A 22,300-nucleotide genomic window follows, 5' to 3' on the forward strand; every position below is an offset into this window, starting at 1 on the left:
GCTTGCCAGGCGAGGCCAAAGTTCATGCGGGGGCTCAGGCGTGGACTCAGACCAGCTCGACCAACCTCAACTCGCTCTTGAGATACGCATAATAAATCGGCCCCGCCACTACCCCCGGCAGGCCGAACGCGGCCTCGAACACCAGCATTGCCAAGAGCAACTCCCACGACTTGGCACGGATCTGCCCACCGACGATCCGCGCATTGAGGAAGTACTCCAGCTTGTGGATAAACATCAGGTAACCCAGCGCTGCCACCGCCACCCAGATCGACAGCGACAGGCCGACGATAGTGATCAGGGTGTTGGACATCAGGTTCCCGATCACCGGCAACAGCCCCAGCAGGAAGGTCAGCACGATCAGGGTCTTGGTCAGCGGCAGCTTGATCCCGCACAGCGGCAGGACCACTGCCAGGAAGATCGCGGTGAAGAAGGTATTAAGTGCGGAAATTTTGATCTGCGCAAAGACAATATTGCGAAACGCCTGCACCAGCAGGCGCAGGCGGTCGAACAGGGCGGCGGCCAAGGGTTTACGCTGGCTGACATCCGAGACGTGCTGCAGGGCCACGATAGCTCCCAACACCATGCCGATCAGCAGGGTCACGAACATATGCGCCGCGTCCTTGCCCACCAGTTGCAATTCGCTCAGGTGCTTGCTCAGCCATTGCCCGATAGCCACTTGGAATTCCGCGGCGCTGGCCGGCAGGTAGGCGTCGATGACCGGAGGCAACTGCCCACGAGCCTTGTCCACCACGAGCATGAACTTACCCAGAGAGGCACCGGGATTTTCCGCCTCATGCAACAGAAAACTAATGGCCCCGGCAAAGATCAGGCTCAACACACTGACGATCAACGTTCCCAGCAAGGCCACCGCCAGCCAACGCGCGCGCCGTCCGGCAATCAGGTGCTCAAGCTTGGGAGTGAGCATATTGACCAGTTCGAACACCAGCAGGCCGGCCAGCAGGCTCGGTAGCAACTTCAACGGCAATACCAGCAGCAACCCACCGAAGACGATGATCAAACTGGCCAAGACTACGTAACGCTGGGAAAACGCTGACATACAGCCTCAAAACAAAATGCAGCCAAAGGATAAGCAGTCTGCCAGCGTTCCACCGGCAGAACTAGGGGGGCGACGGACGCACCGTGGAAGGAGTCGCGGAGCGTCAAAGACCGATAGTAACCAAACGCCACTATCGCGCCGGATCATAACCAAAGAGACAGCCCGCAGTGCGGCAATTTCCTGGCTCGACGGGAAATACCTCAAAGTCTCCAGGCGCCGACCTCACCGGGCCGGATCACTTGTTCTTGAGGCAGGTGCTCATGAAGGCCTTGCGTTCATCGCCCTTGAGCGCCTTGGCGGTCGCATCGCTATTGCAGGTTTTCATCTTGTCCTGCTGGGTAGCGGGCTTGGCGGCTTTCAGGCAGTTGCTCATGAAGGTCTTGCGCTCATCGCCCTTGAGCGCCTTAGCAGTGGCGTCGGCGTTACAAGACTTCATCTTATCCTGCTGGGCCTGTTGCGCGGCGGTGGCAGCAAAACCCTGGGAACACAAAAGCAGGCCTACCATCAACAAAAGAATACGCAGTGTCTTCATGGAGTTTTCTCCTTGTTACCGCGCCGATAGGCACGGTCTCTGAAGCAGTGTAGACAAACACGGTTACATCTCCATCCGCAGCTCTGTGCGAAAGGTTTTCGGGCGAAAGCCAGGTATGTCGCTGGGGCACGACCTGGCCGCCTGGCTCAAACTCCGCATAGCGACAGTAGATCGAGGCCGAGGGCTGCCCAGCAATTGGCCCAGTGCTACAGCCCCGCCTCCTTCAGGCGCCGGGCATGCTCGACAAACAGGCGGATCGGCGCGGCGCCCTTGCCCACCAAGCCCAATGACTGGTTGACGATATCGAAATGGTCGAGGGGATAGTCATCGCCAATCACCGTTCCCAAGTGCGAGCTGTAGCGCCCGACCATGCCATCGCACTGCCCTGCTTCGCGGATAAAGGTCCTGGCGAACAACCGGCAACTGCGGTTCGTGCCGTCGAACAGGTTGCGCCCACGATCGGTAATGCCCGGTTGCAAGGTGCCGGACCAGGAATAATAACGTACTCCATTGACCGACTCAGGCCCTTGTCCGCCCCAGATATCCGGTAATCCTTGCGGGTATTGCCGATTGAACAGTGCCACACCGTCGCTGGTCAATGAGTGATGGGACGCGACCAGGTCCATTGGCAGGCGCGGCCCGCGGTAGCCGGTTTCCAACCAGGTCATGATCCGTGCGACGGCGCAAAATACCAGGGTCAGCAGGCGCCCCCGAATGCTCGTCGGTCGATAGTGTCGCTGAAAATGATCGGCCAGTTCCGAGCCATGATTGGGACCCGCCACCGAGGTCACGGACGCCACCCACTCGGGCCGTCTGGCTGCCGCATAACGGGCGGTCAGCGAGCCTTGGCTGTGGCCGATCAGGTTGACCTTGTCGGCCCCCGTCTCGCGGCGAATTTGCTCGATCCGCAACAGCAACTGCTCGCCGCGCACTTCGTTGGAGTGCAATGGCGACACCAGGACAGCGAACACCTGCGCACCGCCGCCGCGCAACGCGGGGGCAATGCCGTACCAATAGGGAAACCACACCAGACGGACAAACCCGAGCATACCCGGCACCAATATCAACGGATAACGCGTGGCAAGTTCCTGCGACATCGATGATTACCATGACGATAGAAGAAGTGGAGGCTGGCTTCGACGAGCCAGTCAGACCCCCAGCATTGGCATTGAAGATGACAGCGACGCGACACCGCTGTTTATTTCAACCCCAGCGCGCCCACCACGATCAGGCTTATCGCAATCGGCGTGAGCGCCGCCAGGATTTCCCCAATAGCCAATTGGATAAAACTTTTTCCCTCAGTCGGGACTCACAACCAGGTAGCGACCTCGCCGACAGAGCGAGGTACCTAACCAGATTAGTCAGGAGATCGAGATGAGCGACATGCACCTGTCCGATGTAACCACTCTTCGCGAGCGCGCCCGTAAGAATGTCGAAAACGGAGCGGTCACCGAAGGCTACAACGCAGACCGCGACGAGATCCTGCGGCTGCTCAATGAATCACTGGCCACCGAGCTGGTCTGTACCCTGCGCTACAAACGCCACTACTTCATGGCCACCGGCCTCAAGGCCAGCGTCGCCGCCGACGAATTTCTCGAACACGCCAACCAGGAACTGGCTCATGCCGACCGCCTGGCCGAACGCATCGTACAACTGGGTGGCGAGCCGGAGTTCAATCCGGATCTGCTGTCCCAGCACTCCCATGCCCAATACGTGGCCGGCAAGACCCTCAAGGAAATGGTCTATGAAGACCTGGTGGCCGAGCGGATCGCGGTGGACAGCTACCGCGAGATCATCCAATTCATCGGTGACCAGGACCCGACCACGCGGCGGATCTTCGAGGACATCCTCGCCCAGGAAGAAGAACATGCCGATGACATGGCGGATATCCTGAAGGACCTTTGACACACCCTGTGGGAGCTCGATCTGGGCGGCATCGCGACGAAAAACGGTGGCGCCAGACCTGAAAAACGCGGTATTCCATTCGCGGGCAAACCCACTCCCACAAGCCTCGGCAGGTTGAGGCAACCCCTCAATGGCTGACGGTCTTGGGCGCCTTGCCCGACTGCATCTGCTCCAACAACGGCGCACACTGGTTGGGCACATCGCCACTCGGCGCCACCAGCGCCAGCAGCCCCGCCGCCGGACCGGCGATCACCCCCAGGGCAACCATGCCCGCGCCCCGCAACAACAGGGGTAACGCCTGCACACCGGCATCGGGTTTGATGAACTTGCCGCGCACATATAAAGGCGAACGCAAGGACAACAAGCGTAAGCCCTTGGACTCGGGGCTGATCTTCAGGTCCAGTTGCTCATCGGCGAAATTGGCCGTGCCATCGATATAGATGATCGCGTTCTCGGTATCGAAGACAAACAGCCGGGTAGTCGCCAACCCGCCCTTGATCCCCAGGTCCGCAGCCGCACAGTTGATCTTGACCTCCTTGTCGCCGAAGATCTTGCCAACCACGTAGTTGCCGACATTAAGCCCGGCGATCTCCATCAGCCCCCGGCTAATCGCACCATCGTTGACCAACATTTTCAGCTCGCCATTGGAGGTGCCCAGTAGCTCGGCCACCGAATTGCCGGTGCCACTGATGTCCGCATCGCCGTTGAGCTCGCCAAAACTGGTCTTCATTGGCTCGAAGGTCGGGAACAACTGCTTGAGCTTGAAGTTGCGCGCGGTCAACCTGGCCCGGCCCTGCATCGGCGCTGTACGGCCATTGAGGCGGATTTGCGCATCGAGCTTGCCGCCCGCCACACCGAACCGCAGGGGCTCCAGGCTCAGTTCGCCGTCAGTCAGCACTAAGTGGGTGTAAAGATCAGTGAAGGGCAACTCCGCGCTGTGGACAATACGTTTGCCGGTGAACGCCACATCGGCATCCATATCACGCCAGCGCTCGGTACGAAACACTTCTACCGGCAGGGCCTTGTCCGCGGGCTGGCGACTTTCGCCGCCACGGGCTTTCTGCTTGGCATTGGAGTCCGCGCCGATCAGCGGAGCCAGATCGGTCATCAGCAGTTGGTTGGATACCAGCATCCCACTAAGCTTGGGACGCGGCTGACTGGCGACATAAGACAGGTCGCCATGAATGTCGCTGCTGCCGATCTTGCCGTTGAATTTCTCGTAGGTGAAGGTCGCCCCTGTCGGCTCATGGAGTCGGGCAATCAGATGGCCATCAGTTTCATAAGCCGGTGAGTCCGGCAAGGTCACCCCGGTCAGCGGATAGAGATTGCCCAGGCTGTTACCGGCCAGTGTCAGGCGCAGGTCCAGGGCGCCCAGATTGCGCGGGTCGGTCAGGGTGCCGGCAACGGCAATGCGGGTATCGGCGATTTTTACGTCAGCCTGCACCGGGAAGGGCCTGGTTGCGTCCTGCAACGCCAACAGGCCGCCGATTTTGCCGGAGCCTGCGAGGTTCTGGCCATGGTACTGGCCCTTGACCTTCAGCGCGAATGCATAATCCAGCGGCGTAGCGCCCTTTTCCATGGCCTTCTTCGCCACGCTGTCGCCAACGATATCGCTGAATGGAACAGGCTTGCCCAACGGATCGATCAGCAGGTCAAGCCGGGTGTCCAGGCTTTGGTCATCCAGGCTCACATGCCCCTTGTCAAAGCCGATGGCGCCGATATCCACCCTCCAGTCGGACGGTGGCTCATTCGGATCCGTGGGGTCGAACTGGAAGGTCCAATTGGCGCGACCATCGGCCAGGCGCTCAAGACTGGCATTTGGCGCGGTCAGGTCAATCCGCGGAATCACCAGTTGGCGCGTCAGCAGCAACAATGGCGCAAACCGCAACTCGACGCGCTTGAGTTCGACCATCTGCCGGTTCTTCGACCAATCCGGATTGCCCAGTGTGAGCTCTTCGGCAATCACATGGGGCCAGGGCAGCCAAGCCCGCCAGCCGCCCTCATCCGGCTCACGTTGCCAACGCACTGCCAGATTGCCATTGATAGCAAATGGCCTATGCAAAATAGTGGAAACCTTGGCATTGATCAGCGGCTTGACCCGGTTCCAATCGAAGAACGCGATGATCGCCACCAGCACCGCCAGCAGCAGGACAAGGCTGGCGCTGGTCCAGGCGAGGATTTTTCGAGTGTGCGTCATTGCACGGGGCTCCTAATGACAACTGAACGTCCAAAAAAGCGATGCACAATACCTTTACGACTGACGAACACCCGCCAAGGTTTAATGCAAAAGGCCATTAATCGACAAATTCGGAGTCACCGAAACTGCCTGGCAAGGCAAATTTTCCCCGTAAATACCCTCTCACGACCTAGGTGTGGGTAGAAAATACCCAATACAAAACACAGGGTAACGCTCGGAAAGCCCCGATCTAGAGGGGTCGGGGTAGAACAATCAATTCCGTTGATTATTACCATTGTCTTTATGAACTTTCATATCGATTTTGCAAGAGTAGCATTGGCTTCGTACCCACTTTATAGCTTTCTCACGGAGCAACCGATCATGAAACGCCAATTCCTACTCAGCCTTACCCTTGCCGTCCTCGCTGCCAACGCCTATGCCTTGCCGGCCCGCGAACAAGCCACGCCACAAGCTCAAAGCAGCCACGGCACTGTCAGCCAGTCGCTCAACACCCTGGCTGCCGATGGTTCGGCACGGACTCCGCAGGACCGCTTCCAGGCTTCCGACGACACCTCCGACCGGGCTCCACAAATCCGTTCCCTGGCCGCCGATGGCAGTGACCGCACCCCACAAAACCAGAAAGGTCAGATCCTGGCCGCCGATGGTTCGGCACGGACTCCACAAGGTCGTCTGCAGGCTTCGGACGACACCTCCGACCGGGCCCCACAAATCCGTTCCCTGGCCGCCGATGGCAGTGACCGGACCCCGCAAAACCAGAAAGGCCAAACGCTCGCCGAAGGTGGTAATGATCGCCTGAGAGACAAGGGCCTGATCGTCGAAGGCGGTGCCGATCGCCTGGCCGAACGTCATCAGTCCTTGAGCTAAACCCATGCTGGCCTGGAACAAAGCCCGATCTCCTGGATCGGGCTTTGGCATTTCTGGAACCCCGCCTCATCGCATCACGCGCTTGTTGCTCCACCGCATTCGACGCAGGCAAAGCTGATTTGCTAGAGTGCTGCGCTCTTGTCCTGCGGAAAGACCCCTCTCTCGATGCTGCCTCGCGCCGAACAGAAACAACAAACCCGACATGCCCTGATGGACGCCGCGCGCCAACTGATGGAGGGTGGACGCGGGTTTGGTGGCCTCAGCCTGAGGGAAGTGGCGAAAACCGCCGGCATCGTGCCGACCGGCTTCTACCGACATTTCGACGATATGGACCAGCTCGGGCTGGCGCTGGTCTGCGAAGTCGGCCAGACCTTCCGGGAAACCATCCGCCTGGTTCGCCACAACGAATTCATCATGGGCGGAATCATTGATGCCTCGATAAGGATCTTCCTCGATGTCGTGGCGATGAACCGTTCACAATTCCTGTTTCTCGCTCGCGAGCAGTACGGCGGCTCATTGCGGGTACGCCAGGCCATCGCCACCTTGCGCGAACACATCAGCTCCGATCTGGCCGCCGACCTGACCCTGATGCCCAAGTTGCGGCACTTGGATGCTCCCGGCCTGGCGGTGATAGCCGACCTGGTCGTCAAGAGCGTGTTCGCCACCTTGCCGGAAATCATCGACCCGCCGCTCGAACCGCTGCCCGAACACCTGACGCCGCAAGCCAAGATTACCCAACAATTGCGCTTCATCTTTATCGGCTTGAAACACTGGCAGGGACTCGGCAGCACCGAGTAATCCAGCACAAGACGCGGTGCATCACCGGTAAACCGGGCTTTCAACACCGCGTGGGCGAGCGCAGCTACATTTCGGACAGAGCCTGACACGCCGCGCAACGTTCCTACCTGTATTTCTATTTGGAACCGAGCCACTGCAATCGCCACTCAGTCTTCTGAGGGCTGCCCACTGTCACGTCGGCGGTTTGTACTTCTCAACGATAGGACGAGACCATGACGTCGATCAATTCGCTTATCCGTACCATTGCACTCGAGTTGCCGCCCAGCACACAGCACCTTACGCCTTCAAACACTCAATCAGGCGCTGGTACTGGTACTGGCAATTCGCCGATTTCCTTTCACTCGCACATGCAAAACTCGCCGGTCAATTTCGGCAGCCATCACAATTTCCTACAACAACCGCATAACAACGCCATGGCGGGCCCAGACAATCAGAGTGATCCCCTGACGCAATTGATGACGCTGATTCAGGACATGCTTCAGCGATTGAGCACGTTGATGAAAGGCCAATCGGACGCCTCCGACGAGCCGTCGAACAGCGCAGTGACCGGTGGTGGAAAGGGTAATGGCGCCTCGGGGCACTCCCCTATCGACAGCCAGTCACACCCGACTGGCGCGCCTCAGAATCACCCAGGCGGTCCGGGCAGCCCAGCGAATGGCAATTTCTCCGAGCACTCACTGGGCAACCAATTGAGTGTGCAGAAATCCGCGGAAGACAAAATTGGCATGGCCCACGATCCAGAACGTGGCAATGTGATCAAGGTTGACTTCAATAAAGGCCATTATACCGAGCACTCCACCAGCCCCCGCGCCGAAATCAAGGACGGCACCAAGCTTCAGGAAGGGCAGCCATACAGCTTCAAGTTCGGCATGAAGCGTGAGTCTAACAATGATGGCACTTTCTTTCAGGTACTCGACCACAACAACGCCAAACCCAGCCCGCGCGCTTGGTTGACCACCAAGAATGGCCAATACCAGTTGCATCTGAAGACCAGCCAAGACAGCAACGCACCGTCGAAAGTGTTCAACATCGGCAAGCCAGGAGATGCGGCAAAAGATGTCGGCAAGTGGGCAGACTTTCAGATCGACTTCAAACGCGGCATTGGCAATGGGGAAATCTCGGTGACGAAGAACGGCGAGAACGTCTTCGACAAGAAAGGCATCTCCACCATGTTCGATACCCACAGTAGCGATTCGTATGCCAAATTCGGCCAGTATCGCAACGAAGGCGATCACAAACCGGCAACGAGCCTGTTTTCGGGTTTCAGTGTGGCAAAAGGATAAAGACGTATTGGGACAGTACCACATCGCTTGAGCTCATATCCGACCGACGCTGCGCTCGCCCAGGCAGCATCGAGGGTCGACCTGGCCTTCCTTCGAACACAGTTCGTACACGGCCAGGGGGCTTCGCGGACGACCGAGGTGTAGTGGCTTGTACGGTTTAGGCGCTGTCACGGGTAAGCTCGTGCGCCATGACGCAAGCAACGGCCTATCTGACACAACAGCGGCCTGCCTGTTACCATGTCGCACAAACGCCCTTGCTCTGACGACGCCAGACGATGCCCGATGTTTCCAGCTCCACCTCCCAATCTGCACTGACTGCCCTGTCCGACGCACTGCAACAGCACTTTCGTCAGGTGATCGTGCCTCTGTGGCAGGGCCCTGGCTGGAATGGCGAGTTGGCGTTGCCCTATGAAGCGTTGGACGCCACGGGGCAACCGTTGCCGGTGCGGCGTTATCGCGCCATGGCTTGCGCACGTCAGCTATACCTGTTCTCCAGCCTGATCGGCGACAGCGCCTTCCCCGACGCCGCCGGTCGCGCCGCCGCGCTGTTGCGCTCCCTGCAGCGGTATTTCCATGATGCCGAGCATGGCGGCTGGTTCTACAGTATCGATCCGCAAGGCGCGGCGCTGGACGCTCGCAAGGACCTCTACACCCACGCGTTCATTCTCTTCGCCTGCGCCCACTACTGGGCCAAAGTTCGCGAGCCAGAGGTGGCGTCGGTGCTCGACGCCGCCCTGGACGCGATCGCCGTGCGTTTCGCCAGCGGTGACGGATTGTATGAGGCGAGCCTGGACCGCGACTGGGCTCCCCTGGGCAGTGGACCGTTGCAGAACCCGCTGATGCACCTGGCCGAGGCATTTCTAGCCACGCTATCGGCACGCGACGATGCCCGCGTGCAACACGATCTGATCACCTTGACCAGTGCCCTGCAAAAAAACTTTATCGATCACCAACACGGCGTGATGCTGGAAAAACCGTTGGGCGCCGTGGATAACTGGTTCGAGCCCGGCCATCAGTTCGAATGGTTGTTCCTCCTGGAGTCCTCGCCACTGATGCGCGGGACAGCCCTGCATGCCACCATGCAGCGCGGCTTCGAATATGCCGAGCGCACGGGTGTCGATCCACGGACCGGCGCGGTCAGCGCCATGCTCGCCATCGACGGCAGCGCGCATGACCGCACCCAGAGGATCTGGGCCCAAGCCGAATACCTGCGCGCTCTGACCATGCGTGTGGATAACTCGGTACGCCTGCGGCGTCAGCTCCAGAGCCTGCAACAACGCTTCATGCACGAGGGTGGCTGGCATGAGTGCCTGGACGCCACGGGCGTGGTCAGCCGCGAGGACATGCCGTCGACCACGCCTTATCATCTGGCGACTTGCCTGTACGGCCTGGCAGACTATCTGCGCTGATTGCCACAGGTCCAGTGATCAGCTCTTGTCGCGCTCGATGGCAAACCCGGCCCAGGTCTGGCTCACCGGCATCAGCTCCAGGCTGTTGATATTGATGTGGGCCGGCGTGTTAAGTACCCAGAAGAGGGTGTCGGCGATATCCTTCGGTTGAATCGGTTCGGCCCCGGCGTAGGTCGCATCATACCGCGCCTGATCACCGCCGAAGCGCACCAGCGAGAACTCACTTTCACACAACCCCGGCTCGATATTGGTCACTCGCACGCCCGTGCCCCGCAGGTCGCAACGCAGGTTCAGAGAAAACTGTTTGACGAAGGCCTTGCTCGCACCATACACATGGCTGCCCGGATAGGGATAGTTGCCGGCAACCGACCCCAGATTGATGATCCCGGCGCCACGACCATGGGCGATCAGCCGCGGCAACAGCAGGCGGGTGCTGTACATCAGGCCCTTGATATTGGTGTCGACCATGGTGTCCCAGTCGTCCAGGTCGCACTGGGGTGCCGGCTCCACGCCAAGGGCCAGACCGGCGTTGTTGATCAGCCCGCGCAGCTTGCTGAAACTCGGCGGCAGGTTGGCGATTGCAGTTTCCATAGCCCTGCGGTCACGCACGTCAAGCACCAGGCCGTGTACTTCGGTCTGCCGGGAAAGCTCGGCGCATAGAGCGTTGAGGCGCTCTTCGCGACGGCCGGTCAGCACCAACTTCCAGCCGGCCTCGGCAAAACGACGGGCACAAGCCTCGCCAAAACCTGAAGTGGCGCCCGTAATGAACAACGTGGATGTCATAGTGTTCTCCTTGCTCGACGCGGTTACAGCCGCAAGTAAATTCGTTTGTTGCCCAGCATGCCCGGCCTAAGAAAGGCCGGCAACTGTGTGCGTTGTCGACATTGACGCCGCCGCGCCTGTACAAAAAACACTCAATCACCATCAAGACAGACGGGCCGGGCCTTCGCGTCCGGTGTGCGCACCTTATCCACAGTCTCGTCCACAGTCTCTGGGGGCAAGTCGAAAAGCGTTGAACCCCCTGTCCACAAGGCTCGCAGCTTTGTTTCAAAAGTTTTTCGCTTGACCCCGGACAACCTCGTATGCACTGCTCGCCGGAGCAGCTCATCCAGCCGACTTCATAGAGATGGCTCCAGGCCAGCAACTACGCTGCTCACGGCGGTCTTTCCAGAGTTTGCCCACAGAGTTATCCACAGGTTTGTCTGGGGTTTTCGATACTGACTCAACCGTAACAAATCTGTTGACAAATACCTTGAAGACTTGCGGAGAAATCACTGATCAAAAAACACACAACACGCTACAAGCCACGATTTCAAAGGCCTGCAGCGAGCTACTCCCATGTTACCCACAGCCACCTCCACAGCAAACGGGGACAACTCAAACCTGTGACAAAACAACTATTTGCGACGATTTTATGTCGCGTTTCAGGAGGTTTCCAATTGGGTTGTCCACAATTTCGCGCCGCCGCCATGGATATGAAAAACGCCCCGGATCCAAGGATCGCGAGGCGTTTCGGGTTTTCATCGTTGCAGCGCAAAACAGGCCAATCAATGCCCGCCCAGATAAGCGTTACGCACCTCCTCGTTGACCAACAGCTCCTGGCCGCTGCCACTGAGGCGGATCTGCCCGTTGACCATCACATACGCCCGATCCGACAGCTTGAGGGCATGGTTGGCATTCTGCTCCACCAGGAAGATGGTCATGCCGGTCTTGGCCAATTCTCGTAGGGTGGCGAAGATCTGCTTCACCACGATCGGCGCCAGGCCCAGACTCGGCTCATCAAGCAACAGCAGTTTCGGCCGGCTCATCAGCGCACGGGCGATGGCGAGCATTTGCTGCTCGCCGCCGGACATGGTCATGGCCCGCTGGGTGCGCCGCTCTTCGAGACGCGGAAACAATTGGAACATGCGCTGCATGTCTTGCTTGGCGTACTGATCGCCAATCGGGATGGTGCCCATCAGCAGGTTCTCTTCCACGCTCATATCGGGAAACACCCGCCGGCCTTCCGGTGACTGGGCAATGCCGTGGGAGGCAATGTAGTGCGAAGACTTGTGGGTGATGTCCACGCCCTGGTAGATGATCTGCCCGTCCGCCGCCCGCGGCTGGCCGAAGATCGACATCAGCAACGTCGATTTACCGGCACCGTTGGAGCCTATCAGGCTGACCGTCTCGCCTTCGTTGATGTGCAGCGAGACTTTCTTCAGGGCCTGGATCGGCCCGTAGAACACATCGAGATCCTTCAATTCGAGGATGGGTTGGCTCATAGCACCACTTCCTCTTCATCGGCGCCCAGATAGGCCGCAATCACTTTCGGGTCATTGCGGATGGCATCGGGCCCGCCCTGCGCAATGACGATGCCGTGGTCCAACACCACGATGTGGTCGGAAATGCTCATTACCATGCCCATGTCGTGTTCGATCAGCACCACGGTCAGATCGTGCTCGTCGCGCAGCAGCCGGATCATCGCGCTCAGCGCTTCGGTTTCTTGAGGGTTGAGGCCGGCGGCCGGTTCGTCGAGGCAGATGATCTGTGGCCGGGTACACATGGCTCGGGCGATTTCCAGACGGCGTTGCTGACCGTAGGACAGCTCGCCCGCCAGACGGTTGGCGCACTCCGCCAGGTCGACCACTTCCAACCAGTAGAACGCCGTATCCAGAGCATCGCTCTCGGCCTTGCGGTAACCCTGGGTGTTGAGGATGCCCGCCAGCATGTTGCGGTTGACCCACATGTGCTGGGCCACCAGCAGATTTTCCAACACCGACATTTCCTTGAACAGGCGAATGTTCTGGAAGGTCCGCGCCAGACCGGCACGGTTCACCAAGTGGGTGCCACCGAACATCTTGTAGTACAGGCGCCTGAGGAAGGCTTTCGGCGAGACGAAATCGAGCGGTTGGAACGATTCGCCCAATAACTGAATAACGTTGGTTTGCTCGCCCCGGACATTGAGTTCGATCTTGCCGCCAGAGGCCTTGTAGAACCCGGTCAGGCAGTTGAACACTGTGGTCTTGCCGGCTCCATTGGGGCCGATCAGGGCAAAGATCGAGTTGCGCTGGACTTTGAGGCTGACATCGCTCAATGCCTTGATGCCGCCGAAGTGCATCATCAGTTTCTCGACCGAGAGGACGACTTCGCTCATGGCGCTACTCCTTTACGCGGGGTCACCCCGGTACGGCTGATCCGAATCAGGCCGCGCGGGCGCCAGATCATCATCAACACCATCAACACGCCGAACAACAGCACACGGTATTCCGCGAAACCACGCAACAGCTCCGGGGCCACCGTCAGCACAAAGGCCGCAATCACCACGCCGATGGTCGAGCCCATGCCGCCGAGGACCACGATGGCAAGGATCAGTGCCGATTCGAAGAATGTGAACGAGGTCGGGTTGACGAAGCCTTGGTAAGTGGCAAAGAACACCCCCGCCAGACCGGCCGTCGAGGCGCCAATGGTGAACGCCGACAGCTTGACCAGTACGTGATTGAGACCCATCGAGCGGCAGGCGATCTCGTCTTCGCGCAGGGCTTCCCAGGCACGCCCGACCGGCATCTTGACCAGGCGATGCTTGATGTACAGCACCGCCAGCACCACCAGGAACAGCACCGCGTAGATGAAGTAGTACTTCACGTCCGGATTGTAGGCAATGCCGAAAAACTCATGGAACGGGACACCGCCATCCTTGGCCCGTTTGCCCAACTCGAGACCGAAGAAGGTGGGCAGCGGCGCGGGCATGCCGTTCGGGCCACCGGTCAGCGACAGCCAATTGTTGAGTATCAAGCGGATAATCTCGCCGAAACCCAGGGTCACAATGGCCAGGTAGTCGCCGTGCAGACGCAATACCGGGAAGCCGAGGATGCAACCGGCCAATGCGGCGGCGATCGCGGCCAGCGGCAATACCGTCCAGAAACCCAGCCCCAGGTATTGATAACCCAGTGCCAGTCCGTAGGCACCGATGGCGTAGAACGCCACATAACCGAGGTCGAGCAAACCCGCGAGGCCCACCACGATGTTCAGTCCCAGTCCCAGCAGCACGTAGATCAAGCCGAGAATGACCACGCCCAGCAGGTAGGAGTTGGAGAAGAACGGGAACACCACGGCGATGACTATCACCAGGGGGACCATCCAGCGCAGGCGCGACTTGTAGTCCGGCGCCAGCACATGCACGCCCGAGCCGCTGCTTTCGAAACCGGCGAGAATGCGCAATCCCTTGGGCGTCTGCAGGAACAGGCTCAAGGCAAAGCGGCCCAGCATGACGATAGCGACAATCCAGGCCACCCGAGTGGCCTCGAGGTTGAAACCGTAGCCGTCGAGGACCACGCCGACAATCGGGCCGAACACAATCAGGGCGACCAGACCGGCCAGGATCGCGTCAGTCAGGCTTCTTTTGAGATCAATGGTTTTTTTAGTGCTTGAAGACATCGCTTATACCTTCGACACAAGAGGACGGCCGAGCAGGCCTTGGGGCCGAAAGACCAGGACGAGAACGAGCAGCGAAAAGCTGAAGACGTCCTTGTAGTCCGAGTTGACCAAGCCGGAGAACAGCGACTCGGAGATCCCCAGGATCACCCCGCCAAGCATCGCGCCCGGCAGCGAGCCGATCCCGCCGAGTACCGCAGCGGTAAACGCCTTGATGCCGATGACGAAGCCGGCGTAGAAATCGAAGGTGCCGTAGTTCAGGGTGATCAGCACCCCGGCCAAGGCGGCCATCGCCGCGCCGATGACGAATACATACGAGATCACACGATCGGTGTTGATCCCCAAAATCGAGGCCATCTTGCGGTCTTGCTGGGTGGCGCGGCACATGCGGCCAAGCTTGGTGTATTTGATGACGTAGGTCAGCAGGCCCATGCCAAAAAAAGCGGCGATCAGGATAAAGACCTTGGTGTAGGTCAGTTGCACGAAGCCGGTGCCGATGTCGATGCGCCAGGCGCCGGTGAGCAGCGTCGGAACCCCTTGCTGTTTCGGGCCCTGGGCGATCTGTGCGTAGTTCTGCAGGATCAGCGAAATACCGATGGCGCTGATCAGCGGGGCCAGGCGGGTAGAGTTGCGCAGCGGTTTGTAGGCGATGCGCTCGATGGTCCAGCCATACACGCCGGTGACGACGATGGTGAAGATCAAGGTACCGAGCATCAGCAGCGGGAAGGATTCAATCCCGAAGTAAGCCAGCAGAGCCAGACTGATTGCCGCGAGGTAGGCGGAAATCATATAAACCTCGCCATGGGCGAAGTTGATCATGCCGATGATGCCATAGACCATTGTGTAGCCGATAGCGATCAGGCCATAGACCGACCCGAGGGTCAGACCGTTAACCAGTTGCTGCAGGAAAATACCATCCATAACGCAATCTCACGCATTTGGAGAGACTGTACAGAAGCGCATCGCGACGGACCGGGGTTCAACCGCCGCCGCGGTACAGCCATGTGCAGTTCTACGAGAAAAGACAGGTACTGCTACTGCACGGACACGCATGACGACCGACCAGTGTCCAAAAGTGCTGGCCGGTTCGGGCTTTCATGTCACTTCTGTTTTTCCAACTGATGGTATTTGCCGCTCGCGTCCCACTGGTAAACCACGTAGTCGGAGACCTTCAGGTCGCCCTTGCCATCCCAGGCCTTCTCACCCATCACGGTCTTGACTGGATTGGCCTTCAACCATTTGGCCGCGTCTTCGCCCTTGTTCGATTTGGCGCCGTTGAAGCCGGCAGCCAGTGTCTGAATCGAAGCATAGGCGTACAGCGTGTAACCTTCAGGCTCGGTACCGGCCTTGCGAAATTGCTCAACGACCGCCTTGCTGTCGGGCAACAGGCGTGGGTCGGCACCGAAGGTCATCAGCACACCGTCGACGTATTGCGGGCCACCGGCGGTAGTCACCAGCTCGTCGGTCACAATACCGTCATCGGACATGAACTTGACGTTCTTCAGGCCTTCGGTGCGCAGTTGCTTGACCAGGGGGCCGGCTTCCGGATGTAAGCCACCGAAGTAGACCACGTCGGCACCGGCCGCACGAATCTTGGTGACCAGGGCGCTGAAGTCCTTCTCGCCACGGGTCAGACCCTCGTAGATCACCGGGGTCACGCCGCGCTTGATCAATTGAGCCTTGGTGGCATCGGCCAGACCTTGGCCATAGGTGTCCTTGTCATGGATGACCGCGACTTTCTTGCCCTTGAGTATATCGACGATGTAGTCACCGGCGACGATACCCTGCTGGTCGTCACGCCCACACATACGAAACATAGCCGACAGGCCGCGCTCGGTCACTTGCGGGTTGGTGGAGCCCGGAGTAATGGCAATGATGCCAGCCTCGTCGTAGATTTCCGACGCTGGGATAGTCGAAGAAGAGCAGAAATGCCCGACAACGCCGGCCACCTTCTGATTGCTCAAATTCTTGGCGACCGTCACTGCCTGTTTCGGTTCGCAAGCGTCATCGCCCTTGACCAGCACGATTTTCTCGCCGTTGACGCCGCCAGCCGCGTTGATCACATCGGCCGCCGCTTGTGCACCTTTCATGTACTGCTCGCCAAATGCGGCGTTGGCACCGGTCATAGGCCCCGCTACGCCGATCTTCAGATCCGCCCGAGCAAACGCAGAAACACCCAACGCAGCAGCCACTGCGAGGGCTACAAAGCCTTTCTTGTAAAACGTCTGGGACATGAGGTGGTGCTCCGATTTTTTTAGATTGGCACTGCGACTTCACTGAACGCTCAGAGCAAGGGGCGTGCCATAGGTTTTTTGTTCTGCAAAAAGTCGCTGTCTTATTGTTTTATGGTCTGTTTCGGGCGCTTTTTACCGGTACGTGCAACCGTCTAAACCGCTGAAGGTGAAACCTTTTTTTAAAAAGGTGCAACTTCAAAGTGCCACTACTGCAACCACGCAACTGAAAAGGCGTGCAACCGCCCTGTAACAACGCGTGTCACCGAACTGCACATTCCCTGTGCGCAACTGCTACATCGCGCACCATTACAGGCTAGCTGCATTGGGCAAAAGCGCCGTCCGGATGGGCGCTTTTGTTGTATCAAATAACAATTCGCAGACACTGCCCCGCGTGATACAGCGAAAATCCGGCCTCGTACAGGCAACTGCGCAGCCCCGCCGCCGGGACCGGACGCGTTGGTCCGAAGGGAATCGGCAAGGCCAGTGGATTTCCGTTACACAGGTAATCGGCGAAGGCCCTGCCGACCACCGTTCCGGTGGTGACACCGCGACCGTTATAGCCGGTGACGGCCACTAAACCAGGCGCCGGCTCGAACAGGCGCATCAGGTGATCGGGGGTAAAAGCGATACAGCCAGTCCAGGTGTATTCCCAATCGACCTTTTTCAGGTAGGGAAAATAGTGCTGTTGCACTCGATCGGCCCAAGTGCGCAGGAACCAGGCGGGTTTGCGGTTGCCATTGCCGAGGCTGCCCAGGAGCAGCCGACCGTCGGCATCGCGTCGGATGCTGCTGAGCACCTGGCGGGTATCCCAAGCACCCTGCCCTCCCGGCAGGATCTGCCGCGCGGCCTCCTCGGTCAGCGGACTGGACGCAACCTGATAGTAGTAGCCGGGAAAGAAATTGCGTCGCAGTTCGGTCCACTCCCCTTCAGTGTAGGCGTTAGAGGCCATGACCACCTGCTCGGCGCTGACCGCCCCGGCAGCCGTGCACACGGACCAGCGCAGCCCCTGACGTTCCAGTCGGGTGACCGCTGAATGATCGAACAATAGCGCACCGAGTCCGGCGGCGGCCTTGGCCAGGCCCGAGGTGTAGGCCATGGGATTGAGGGTGCCGGCACGCCGGTCGAGTAAGGCGCAAGCGATCTTTTTGGTCCCGATAGCGGTTGCGCAAGCGCTGCCGATCAGCAGTTCCACGGGGGCGCCACGACGTTTCCATTGCTCTTCGCGGCGGCGCAGATCGGCCTCGCCACGGGCATTGTGGGCCATGTGCAAGGTGCCTTCACGGCGCATCTGGCAATCGATGGCATATTTGTCGATCAAACTGAACACCAACGCCGGGGCGCCGCCGAGCATGCGATTGAGCTGGCTGCCCACGGCTTCGCCGAAACCGGCCTCGATCTCGTCCGGGGGAATCCACATCCCGGCATTGACCAATCCGACATTGCGCCCGGAACCGCCATGGCCGGTACGATGGGCTTCGAGCACACAGACGCTCTTGCCTTGTTCCAACAGATGGATCGCCGCGGACAGGCCGGTGATACCGGCGCCGATCACGCAGACATCGACACTCAACTCGCCCTCAAAACGCGCCGCTTCGGGTCGCTGCGGCGTCAGTTTTTCCCATAGACACTCTTCGCGTAACGGCATCGCCAGACTCCGAAAATGAAACCCAAACGGCCCATTCCAAACTTGCTTCATCGTGTGGCGAGGGCCGGTCTTGCTCCTCCGTCAGTCGAAGGTAATGCCCTGGGCCAACGGCAGCTCCAGCGAGTAGTTGACGGTATTGGTCTGGCGACGCATGTAGCCACGCCACGCATCCGAACCGGACTCGCGCCCTCCGCCGGTTTCCTTCTCACCGCCGAACGCCCCACCGATTTCCGCGCCGCTCGGGCCGATATTGACGTTGGCGATCCCGCAATCGCTGCCCACCGCCGACATGAACTGCTCGGCCTCACGCACGTCGGTGGTGAAGATGCACGACGACAGACCTTGTGGCACCGCATTGTTCAGACGCAGGGCTTCGGCGAAGTCGCTGTAGCCGATCACATATAGGATTGGTGCGAAGGTCTCGCTGCAGACCACTTCGCTCTGCTCCGGCATCTCGACGATAGCCGGTGAAACGTAATAGGCATTGGCAAACTGATCTGCCAACTGGCGCTTGCCGCCAAATACCCGACCGCCCTCGCTCAAGGCCTGCTCAAGGGCATCTTGCATGGCCTCGTAGCTGTGCTTATCGATCAGCGGACCGACCAGGTTGCCTTCCAGCGGGTGGCCGATGCGTATCTTGGAATACGCCGCCTTGAGACGGCTGACGATCTCATCCTTGATCGATTCATGGGCAATCAGTCGACGCAATGTGGTGCAGCGCTGACCCGCGGTGCCGACGGCGCTGAACAAAATGGCGCGCACCGCCATATCCAGATCGGCGCTCGGACCGAGGATCATCGCGTTGTTGCCACCCAGTTCGAGGATGCAGCGACCAAAACGGGCGGCGACCTTCGGGGCCACCTCGCGCCCCATGCGAGTGCTGCCGGTGGCGCTGATCAGCGCCACACGCGGGTCATCGACCAACGCTTCGCCAGCATCGCGCCCACCGATGATGAGCTGGCTGAGATACTCCGGGGCGTCGTCGAAGTTTTTCAACACGCGCGCCAACAGCGCCTGGCAGGCCAGCGCAGTCAACGGGGTCTTTTCCGACGGTTTCCAGATCACCGCGTTGCCGCAAACCAGCGCCAACGCAGTGTTCCAGGCCCAGACCGCAACCGGGAAGTTGAAGGCACTGATCACCCCGACCACCCCCAACGGATGCCAGGACTCGCGCATATGATGGCCCGGGCGCTCGGAAGCGATGGTCAATCCGTAGAGCTGGCGCGACAGACCGACTGCGAAGTCGCAGATATCGATCATTTCCTGCACTTCACCCAGGCCTTCCTGGGTAATCTTACCGGCCTCCCAAGACACCAACTCGCCCAGCTCGGCCTTGTATTGACGCAGTACCTCGCCGAACTGGCGCACCAGCTCGCCGCGACGCGGGGCCGGCACGTTGCGCCAGGCCTCGAAAGCGTGTTCGGCACGGCTGACCTGCTGTTCTACTTCGGCCGGACCTTCCCAGCTCACGCAGGCGATGCGACCGCCGTCGATAGGCGAATGCACGGGCTGCTTGCCCTGCTGGTACAGCGCCGGGTCCACACCAAGACGATCAAGCAATGCGGCAACCATGGGGTCACTCCTTCAAACGGAAAGCGGAAGTCTTCAGCCGAAAAACGCGGCATTTCGAACCACTAGTTGTAGCGGTGCCGAGACTTGCCAACAAACGACCTTTAGGCGAGATATCATTCCGTTTATTCATGCAGCGCAAGCAACAGGAAAAAAGGCCCGTTTATGCTGAATAAAAGACACCTGCCCTCGATCACCGCCCTGCAATGTTTCGAGGCCGTCTGCCGCCATTTGAGCTTCACCCGTGCGGCACAAGAGCTGAACCTAACCCAGAGCGCCGTCAGTAAACAGATCGCGCAGCTTGAGGCGTTGCTCCAGCACCTGCTGTTCCGCCGGGTTCGACGGCGCCTGCAACTGACGCCAGCGGGCGATCTGTACCTGATTGAAGTCCGCAAAATCCTGACCCAGGTGGAAATATCGACGCATTACCTGCGCTCCCACGGCGGCGAAACCGAAGTCCTGCGCGTGTCCACGCCTTCGACCTTCGGCGCTCGCTGGCTAGTGCCACGGCTCAAGGGTTGGCGCCTGCGCCACCCGCACATTCACCTGGACCTGTGCAACGAGCAGGAAGCCGACGACCTCCTGCAAGGCCGTAGCGACCTGGCGTTCTATTTCGGTCCGGGCTCGCGCCCAGGCACCGAGTGCGTGAAGCTATTCAGCGAAGAACTGGTGCCGGTATGCGCGCCCTCAAGCCTGCCGGACAAGCCGTTCGTCGACCCGAGGCAGTTGAGTGACCTGGTCCTGCTGCAGAACGCTTCACGCCCCCAGGCCTGGCATGACTGGTTCCAAAGCCAGGATTGCCAGACCGAGCACAGCTACCACGGGCCGCGCTTCGAAACCTTCTATATGTGCATTCGCGCGGCGCAGGTCGGCTGTGGCGTGGCCTTGCTGCCGCGATTCCTGGTGGAAGAGGAGCTGGCCGACGGCAGTCTGGTCATTCCCTGGCAGCATGCGATGCCCAGCCACGACGCCTATTATCTGGCGTACCCAGAGCATTCGGCAGACGTACCGAAGGTGCGAAATTTCGTGCGCTGGATGCTGGAGCAAATAGCCCCTCCCCTTCACACCTGATCCCTCGTCGATATCTCGACAAAAATTGCTGGTAAAACGGCCCACGGGTATGCGCCACTAGCAGCATTCACTTAAACACTGCCAGAACGCCGTCAGCGGCAACTGGCATGGAGATACTCGTTATGAGCGATAAGGCCTTCGGCGATCGCATCGTGCAGAACCTGCTCGACACCGACTTCTACAAGCTGACTATGATGCAGGCGGTGCTGCACAACTACCCGAACGTCGAAGTCGAATGGGATTTTCGTTGCCGTAACAGCGAGGACCTACGCCCATACCTGACGCAAATCCGTTATCAGATCGAGTGCCTGGCAGAGTTGAGCCTGAGTGCCGATCAGTTGAGCTTCCTGGAGCGCATCAGCTTCCTCAAGCCGGACTTCCTGCGCTTTCTCGGCCTGTTCCGCTTCAACCTGCGCTACGTGCATACCGGGATCGAAAACGGCGAGCTGTTCATTCGCCTGCGCGGGCCTTGGCTGCATGTGATCCTGTTCGAAGTGCCGCTACTGGCGATCGTCAGTGAGGTGCGCAACCGCTGTCGCCATCAGGAAACCCTGCTGAGCCAGGCCCGCGAGCAGTTGTATCGCAAATTCGACTGGCTGAACGCCAACGCCGCCGCCGACGAACTGGCCGAGCTGTCGGTCGCCGACTTTGGCACCCGCCGACGTTTCTCCTACCGGGTCCAGGAGGAGGTCATCAGTGTGCTCAAACATGACTTCCCTGGACGTTTCGTCGGCACCAGCAACGTACACCTGGCCCGCGAGTTCGCCATGAAACCCTTAGGCACCATGGCCCATGAATGGATCATGGCCCACCAGCAACTCGGCCCCCGGCTGATCGACAGCCAGATCGCCGCGCTCGATTGCTGGGTCCGCGAGTACCGCGGCCTACTGGGTATCGCCTTGACCGATTGCATCACCACGGACGCTTTTCTGCGGGATTTCGACCTGTATTTCGCCAAGCTGTTCGACGGCTTGCGTCACGATTCCGGAGACCCGGTGCATTGGAGTGAAAAATGCATAGCCCGTTATCACCAACTGGGCATCGACCCCATGACCAAGACCCTGGTGTTCTCCGACAGCCTCAGCCTGCCCAAGGCCCTGGAGATATTCCGCGCCCTGCGCGGTCGGATCAATGTCAGCTTCGGCATCGGCACCCACCTCACCTGTGACATTCCCGGAGTGGAGCCGATGAGCATCGTGCTTAAAATGACTGCCTGCAACGGCCAGCCCGTAGCGAAGATTTCCGATCAGCCGGGCAAGGCCCAGTGCAAGGATCCGAACTTCGTTGCTTACCTGCGCCACGTGTTTCAAGTGACCGATTAAT

Annotated in this window: 19 protein-coding genes; 7 read left to right on the forward strand and 12 right to left on the reverse strand. The window is 59.5% G+C overall.

Going from position 1 to position 22,300, the window contains the following annotated elements; translation table 11 throughout:
- Window positions 1-46: 46 nt before the first annotated feature.
- The 3 genes from AWM79_RS19375 to AWM79_RS19385 form a co-directional block, all read right to left on the reverse strand.
- Window positions 47-1,057 (reverse strand): AI-2E family transporter, encoded by a 1,011-nt coding sequence (locus AWM79_RS19375; protein ID WP_017130218.1) that lies wholly within the window; start codon window positions 1,055-1,057, stop codon window positions 47-49.
- Between the two features lie 235 nt (window positions 1,058-1,292).
- Complete coding sequence (locus tag AWM79_RS19380; protein ID WP_017130219.1) at window positions 1,293-1,589, reverse strand: PsiF family protein; 297 nt, start codon at window positions 1,587-1,589, stop codon at window positions 1,293-1,295.
- A gap of 206 nt (window positions 1,590-1,795) precedes the next feature.
- Window positions 1,796-2,686: an esterase/lipase family protein gene (locus AWM79_RS19385; RefSeq protein ID WP_060783558.1), complete on the reverse strand. Its 891-nt coding sequence runs from the start codon at window positions 2,684-2,686 to the stop codon at window positions 1,796-1,798.
- Window positions 2,687-2,963: 277 nt separating this feature from the next.
- Between AWM79_RS19385 and AWM79_RS19390 the strand changes: the two genes are divergently transcribed.
- Window positions 2,964-3,494, forward strand: a complete 531-nt coding sequence (locus tag AWM79_RS19390; protein WP_017130221.1) for a ferritin-like domain-containing protein — start codon at window positions 2,964-2,966, stop codon at window positions 3,492-3,494.
- Window positions 3,495-3,621: 127 nt separating this feature from the next.
- Here the strand turns inward: AWM79_RS19390 and AWM79_RS19395 are convergent, their stop codons facing one another.
- Complete coding sequence (locus AWM79_RS19395; RefSeq protein ID WP_060783559.1) at window positions 3,622-5,691, reverse strand: AsmA family protein; 2,070 nt, start codon at window positions 5,689-5,691, stop codon at window positions 3,622-3,624.
- A 360-nt stretch (window positions 5,692-6,051) separates the two neighbouring features.
- On the opposite strand from AWM79_RS19395, the gene AWM79_RS19400 reads away from it, so the two are divergent.
- The 4 genes from AWM79_RS19400 (at window position 6,052) to AWM79_RS19415 (ending at window position 10,045) form a co-directional block, all read left to right on the forward strand.
- The gene (locus AWM79_RS19400) at window positions 6,052-6,555 is read left to right on the forward strand and encodes a hypothetical protein (RefSeq protein WP_060783560.1); all 504 of its coding nucleotides are present in this window, start codon (window positions 6,052-6,054) and stop codon (window positions 6,553-6,555) included.
- A 165-nt stretch (window positions 6,556-6,720) separates the two neighbouring features.
- Window positions 6,721-7,353, forward strand: a complete 633-nt coding sequence (locus AWM79_RS19405) for a TetR family transcriptional regulator (RefSeq protein ID WP_017130224.1) — start codon at window positions 6,721-6,723, stop codon at window positions 7,351-7,353.
- 212 nt (window positions 7,354-7,565) lie between these two features.
- Entirely contained in the window at window positions 7,566-8,636 is a 1,071-nt protein-coding gene (locus AWM79_RS19410) for a heparin lyase I family protein (protein WP_081503006.1), read from the forward strand.
- A gap of 275 nt (window positions 8,637-8,911) precedes the next feature.
- Window positions 8,912-10,045, forward strand: a complete 1,134-nt coding sequence (locus AWM79_RS19415) for an AGE family epimerase/isomerase (RefSeq protein WP_060783561.1) — start codon at window positions 8,912-8,914, stop codon at window positions 10,043-10,045.
- A gap of 18 nt (window positions 10,046-10,063) precedes the next feature.
- On the opposite strand, the gene AWM79_RS19420 is transcribed toward AWM79_RS19415, so the two are convergent.
- The 8 genes from AWM79_RS19420 to amaB form a co-directional block, all read right to left on the reverse strand.
- Window positions 10,064-10,828, reverse strand: coding sequence for an SDR family oxidoreductase (locus AWM79_RS19420; protein WP_060783562.1), 765 nt, complete (start codon window positions 10,826-10,828; stop codon window positions 10,064-10,066).
- 764 nt (window positions 10,829-11,592) lie between these two features.
- Entirely contained in the window at window positions 11,593-12,309 is a 717-nt protein-coding gene (locus AWM79_RS19425) for an ABC transporter ATP-binding protein (protein ID WP_017130228.1), read from the reverse strand.
- The gene (locus AWM79_RS19430) at window positions 12,306-13,181 is read right to left on the reverse strand and encodes an ABC transporter ATP-binding protein (protein WP_017130229.1); all 876 of its coding nucleotides are present in this window, start codon (window positions 13,179-13,181) and stop codon (window positions 12,306-12,308) included. Before AWM79_RS19430 ends, AWM79_RS19425 begins: the two co-directional genes overlap by 4 nt.
- Window positions 13,178-14,461: a high-affinity branched-chain amino acid ABC transporter permease LivM gene (gene livM / locus AWM79_RS19435; protein ID WP_017130230.1), complete on the reverse strand. Its 1,284-nt coding sequence runs from the start codon at window positions 14,459-14,461 to the stop codon at window positions 13,178-13,180. The genes AWM79_RS19430 and livM overlap by 4 nt, the downstream gene beginning before the upstream one ends.
- Before the next feature lie 3 nt (window positions 14,462-14,464).
- Window positions 14,465-15,379, reverse strand: a complete 915-nt coding sequence (locus tag AWM79_RS19440) for an ABC transporter permease subunit (protein WP_017130231.1) — start codon at window positions 15,377-15,379, stop codon at window positions 14,465-14,467.
- 179 nt (window positions 15,380-15,558) lie between these two features.
- Window positions 15,559-16,692 (reverse strand): branched-chain amino acid ABC transporter substrate-binding protein, encoded by a 1,134-nt coding sequence (locus AWM79_RS19445; RefSeq protein WP_017130232.1) that lies wholly within the window; start codon window positions 16,690-16,692, stop codon window positions 15,559-15,561.
- Window positions 16,693-17,053: 361 nt separating this feature from the next.
- Window positions 17,054-18,337 (reverse strand): L-pipecolate oxidase, encoded by a 1,284-nt coding sequence (gene amaA / locus AWM79_RS19450; RefSeq protein WP_060783563.1) that lies wholly within the window; start codon window positions 18,335-18,337, stop codon window positions 17,054-17,056.
- A gap of 81 nt (window positions 18,338-18,418) precedes the next feature.
- The gene (amaB, locus tag AWM79_RS19455; RefSeq protein ID WP_060783564.1) at window positions 18,419-19,909 is read right to left on the reverse strand and encodes an L-piperidine-6-carboxylate dehydrogenase; all 1,491 of its coding nucleotides are present in this window, start codon (window positions 19,907-19,909) and stop codon (window positions 18,419-18,421) included.
- Between the two features lie 162 nt (window positions 19,910-20,071).
- On the opposite strand from amaB, the gene AWM79_RS19460 reads away from it, so the two are divergent.
- The gene (locus AWM79_RS19460; protein WP_060783565.1) at window positions 20,072-20,977 is read left to right on the forward strand and encodes a LysR substrate-binding domain-containing protein; all 906 of its coding nucleotides are present in this window, start codon (window positions 20,072-20,074) and stop codon (window positions 20,975-20,977) included.
- Window positions 20,978-21,099: 122 nt separating this feature from the next.
- Entirely contained in the window at window positions 21,100-22,299 is a 1,200-nt protein-coding gene (gene pncB, locus AWM79_RS19465) for a nicotinate phosphoribosyltransferase (protein ID WP_060783566.1), read from the forward strand.
- Window position 22,300: the final 1 nt, after the last annotated feature.

The sequence above is a fragment of the Pseudomonas agarici genome, from assembly GCF_001543125.1.
In the GTDB taxonomy this organism is placed as follows: domain Bacteria; phylum Pseudomonadota; class Gammaproteobacteria; order Pseudomonadales; family Pseudomonadaceae; genus Aquipseudomonas; species Aquipseudomonas agarici.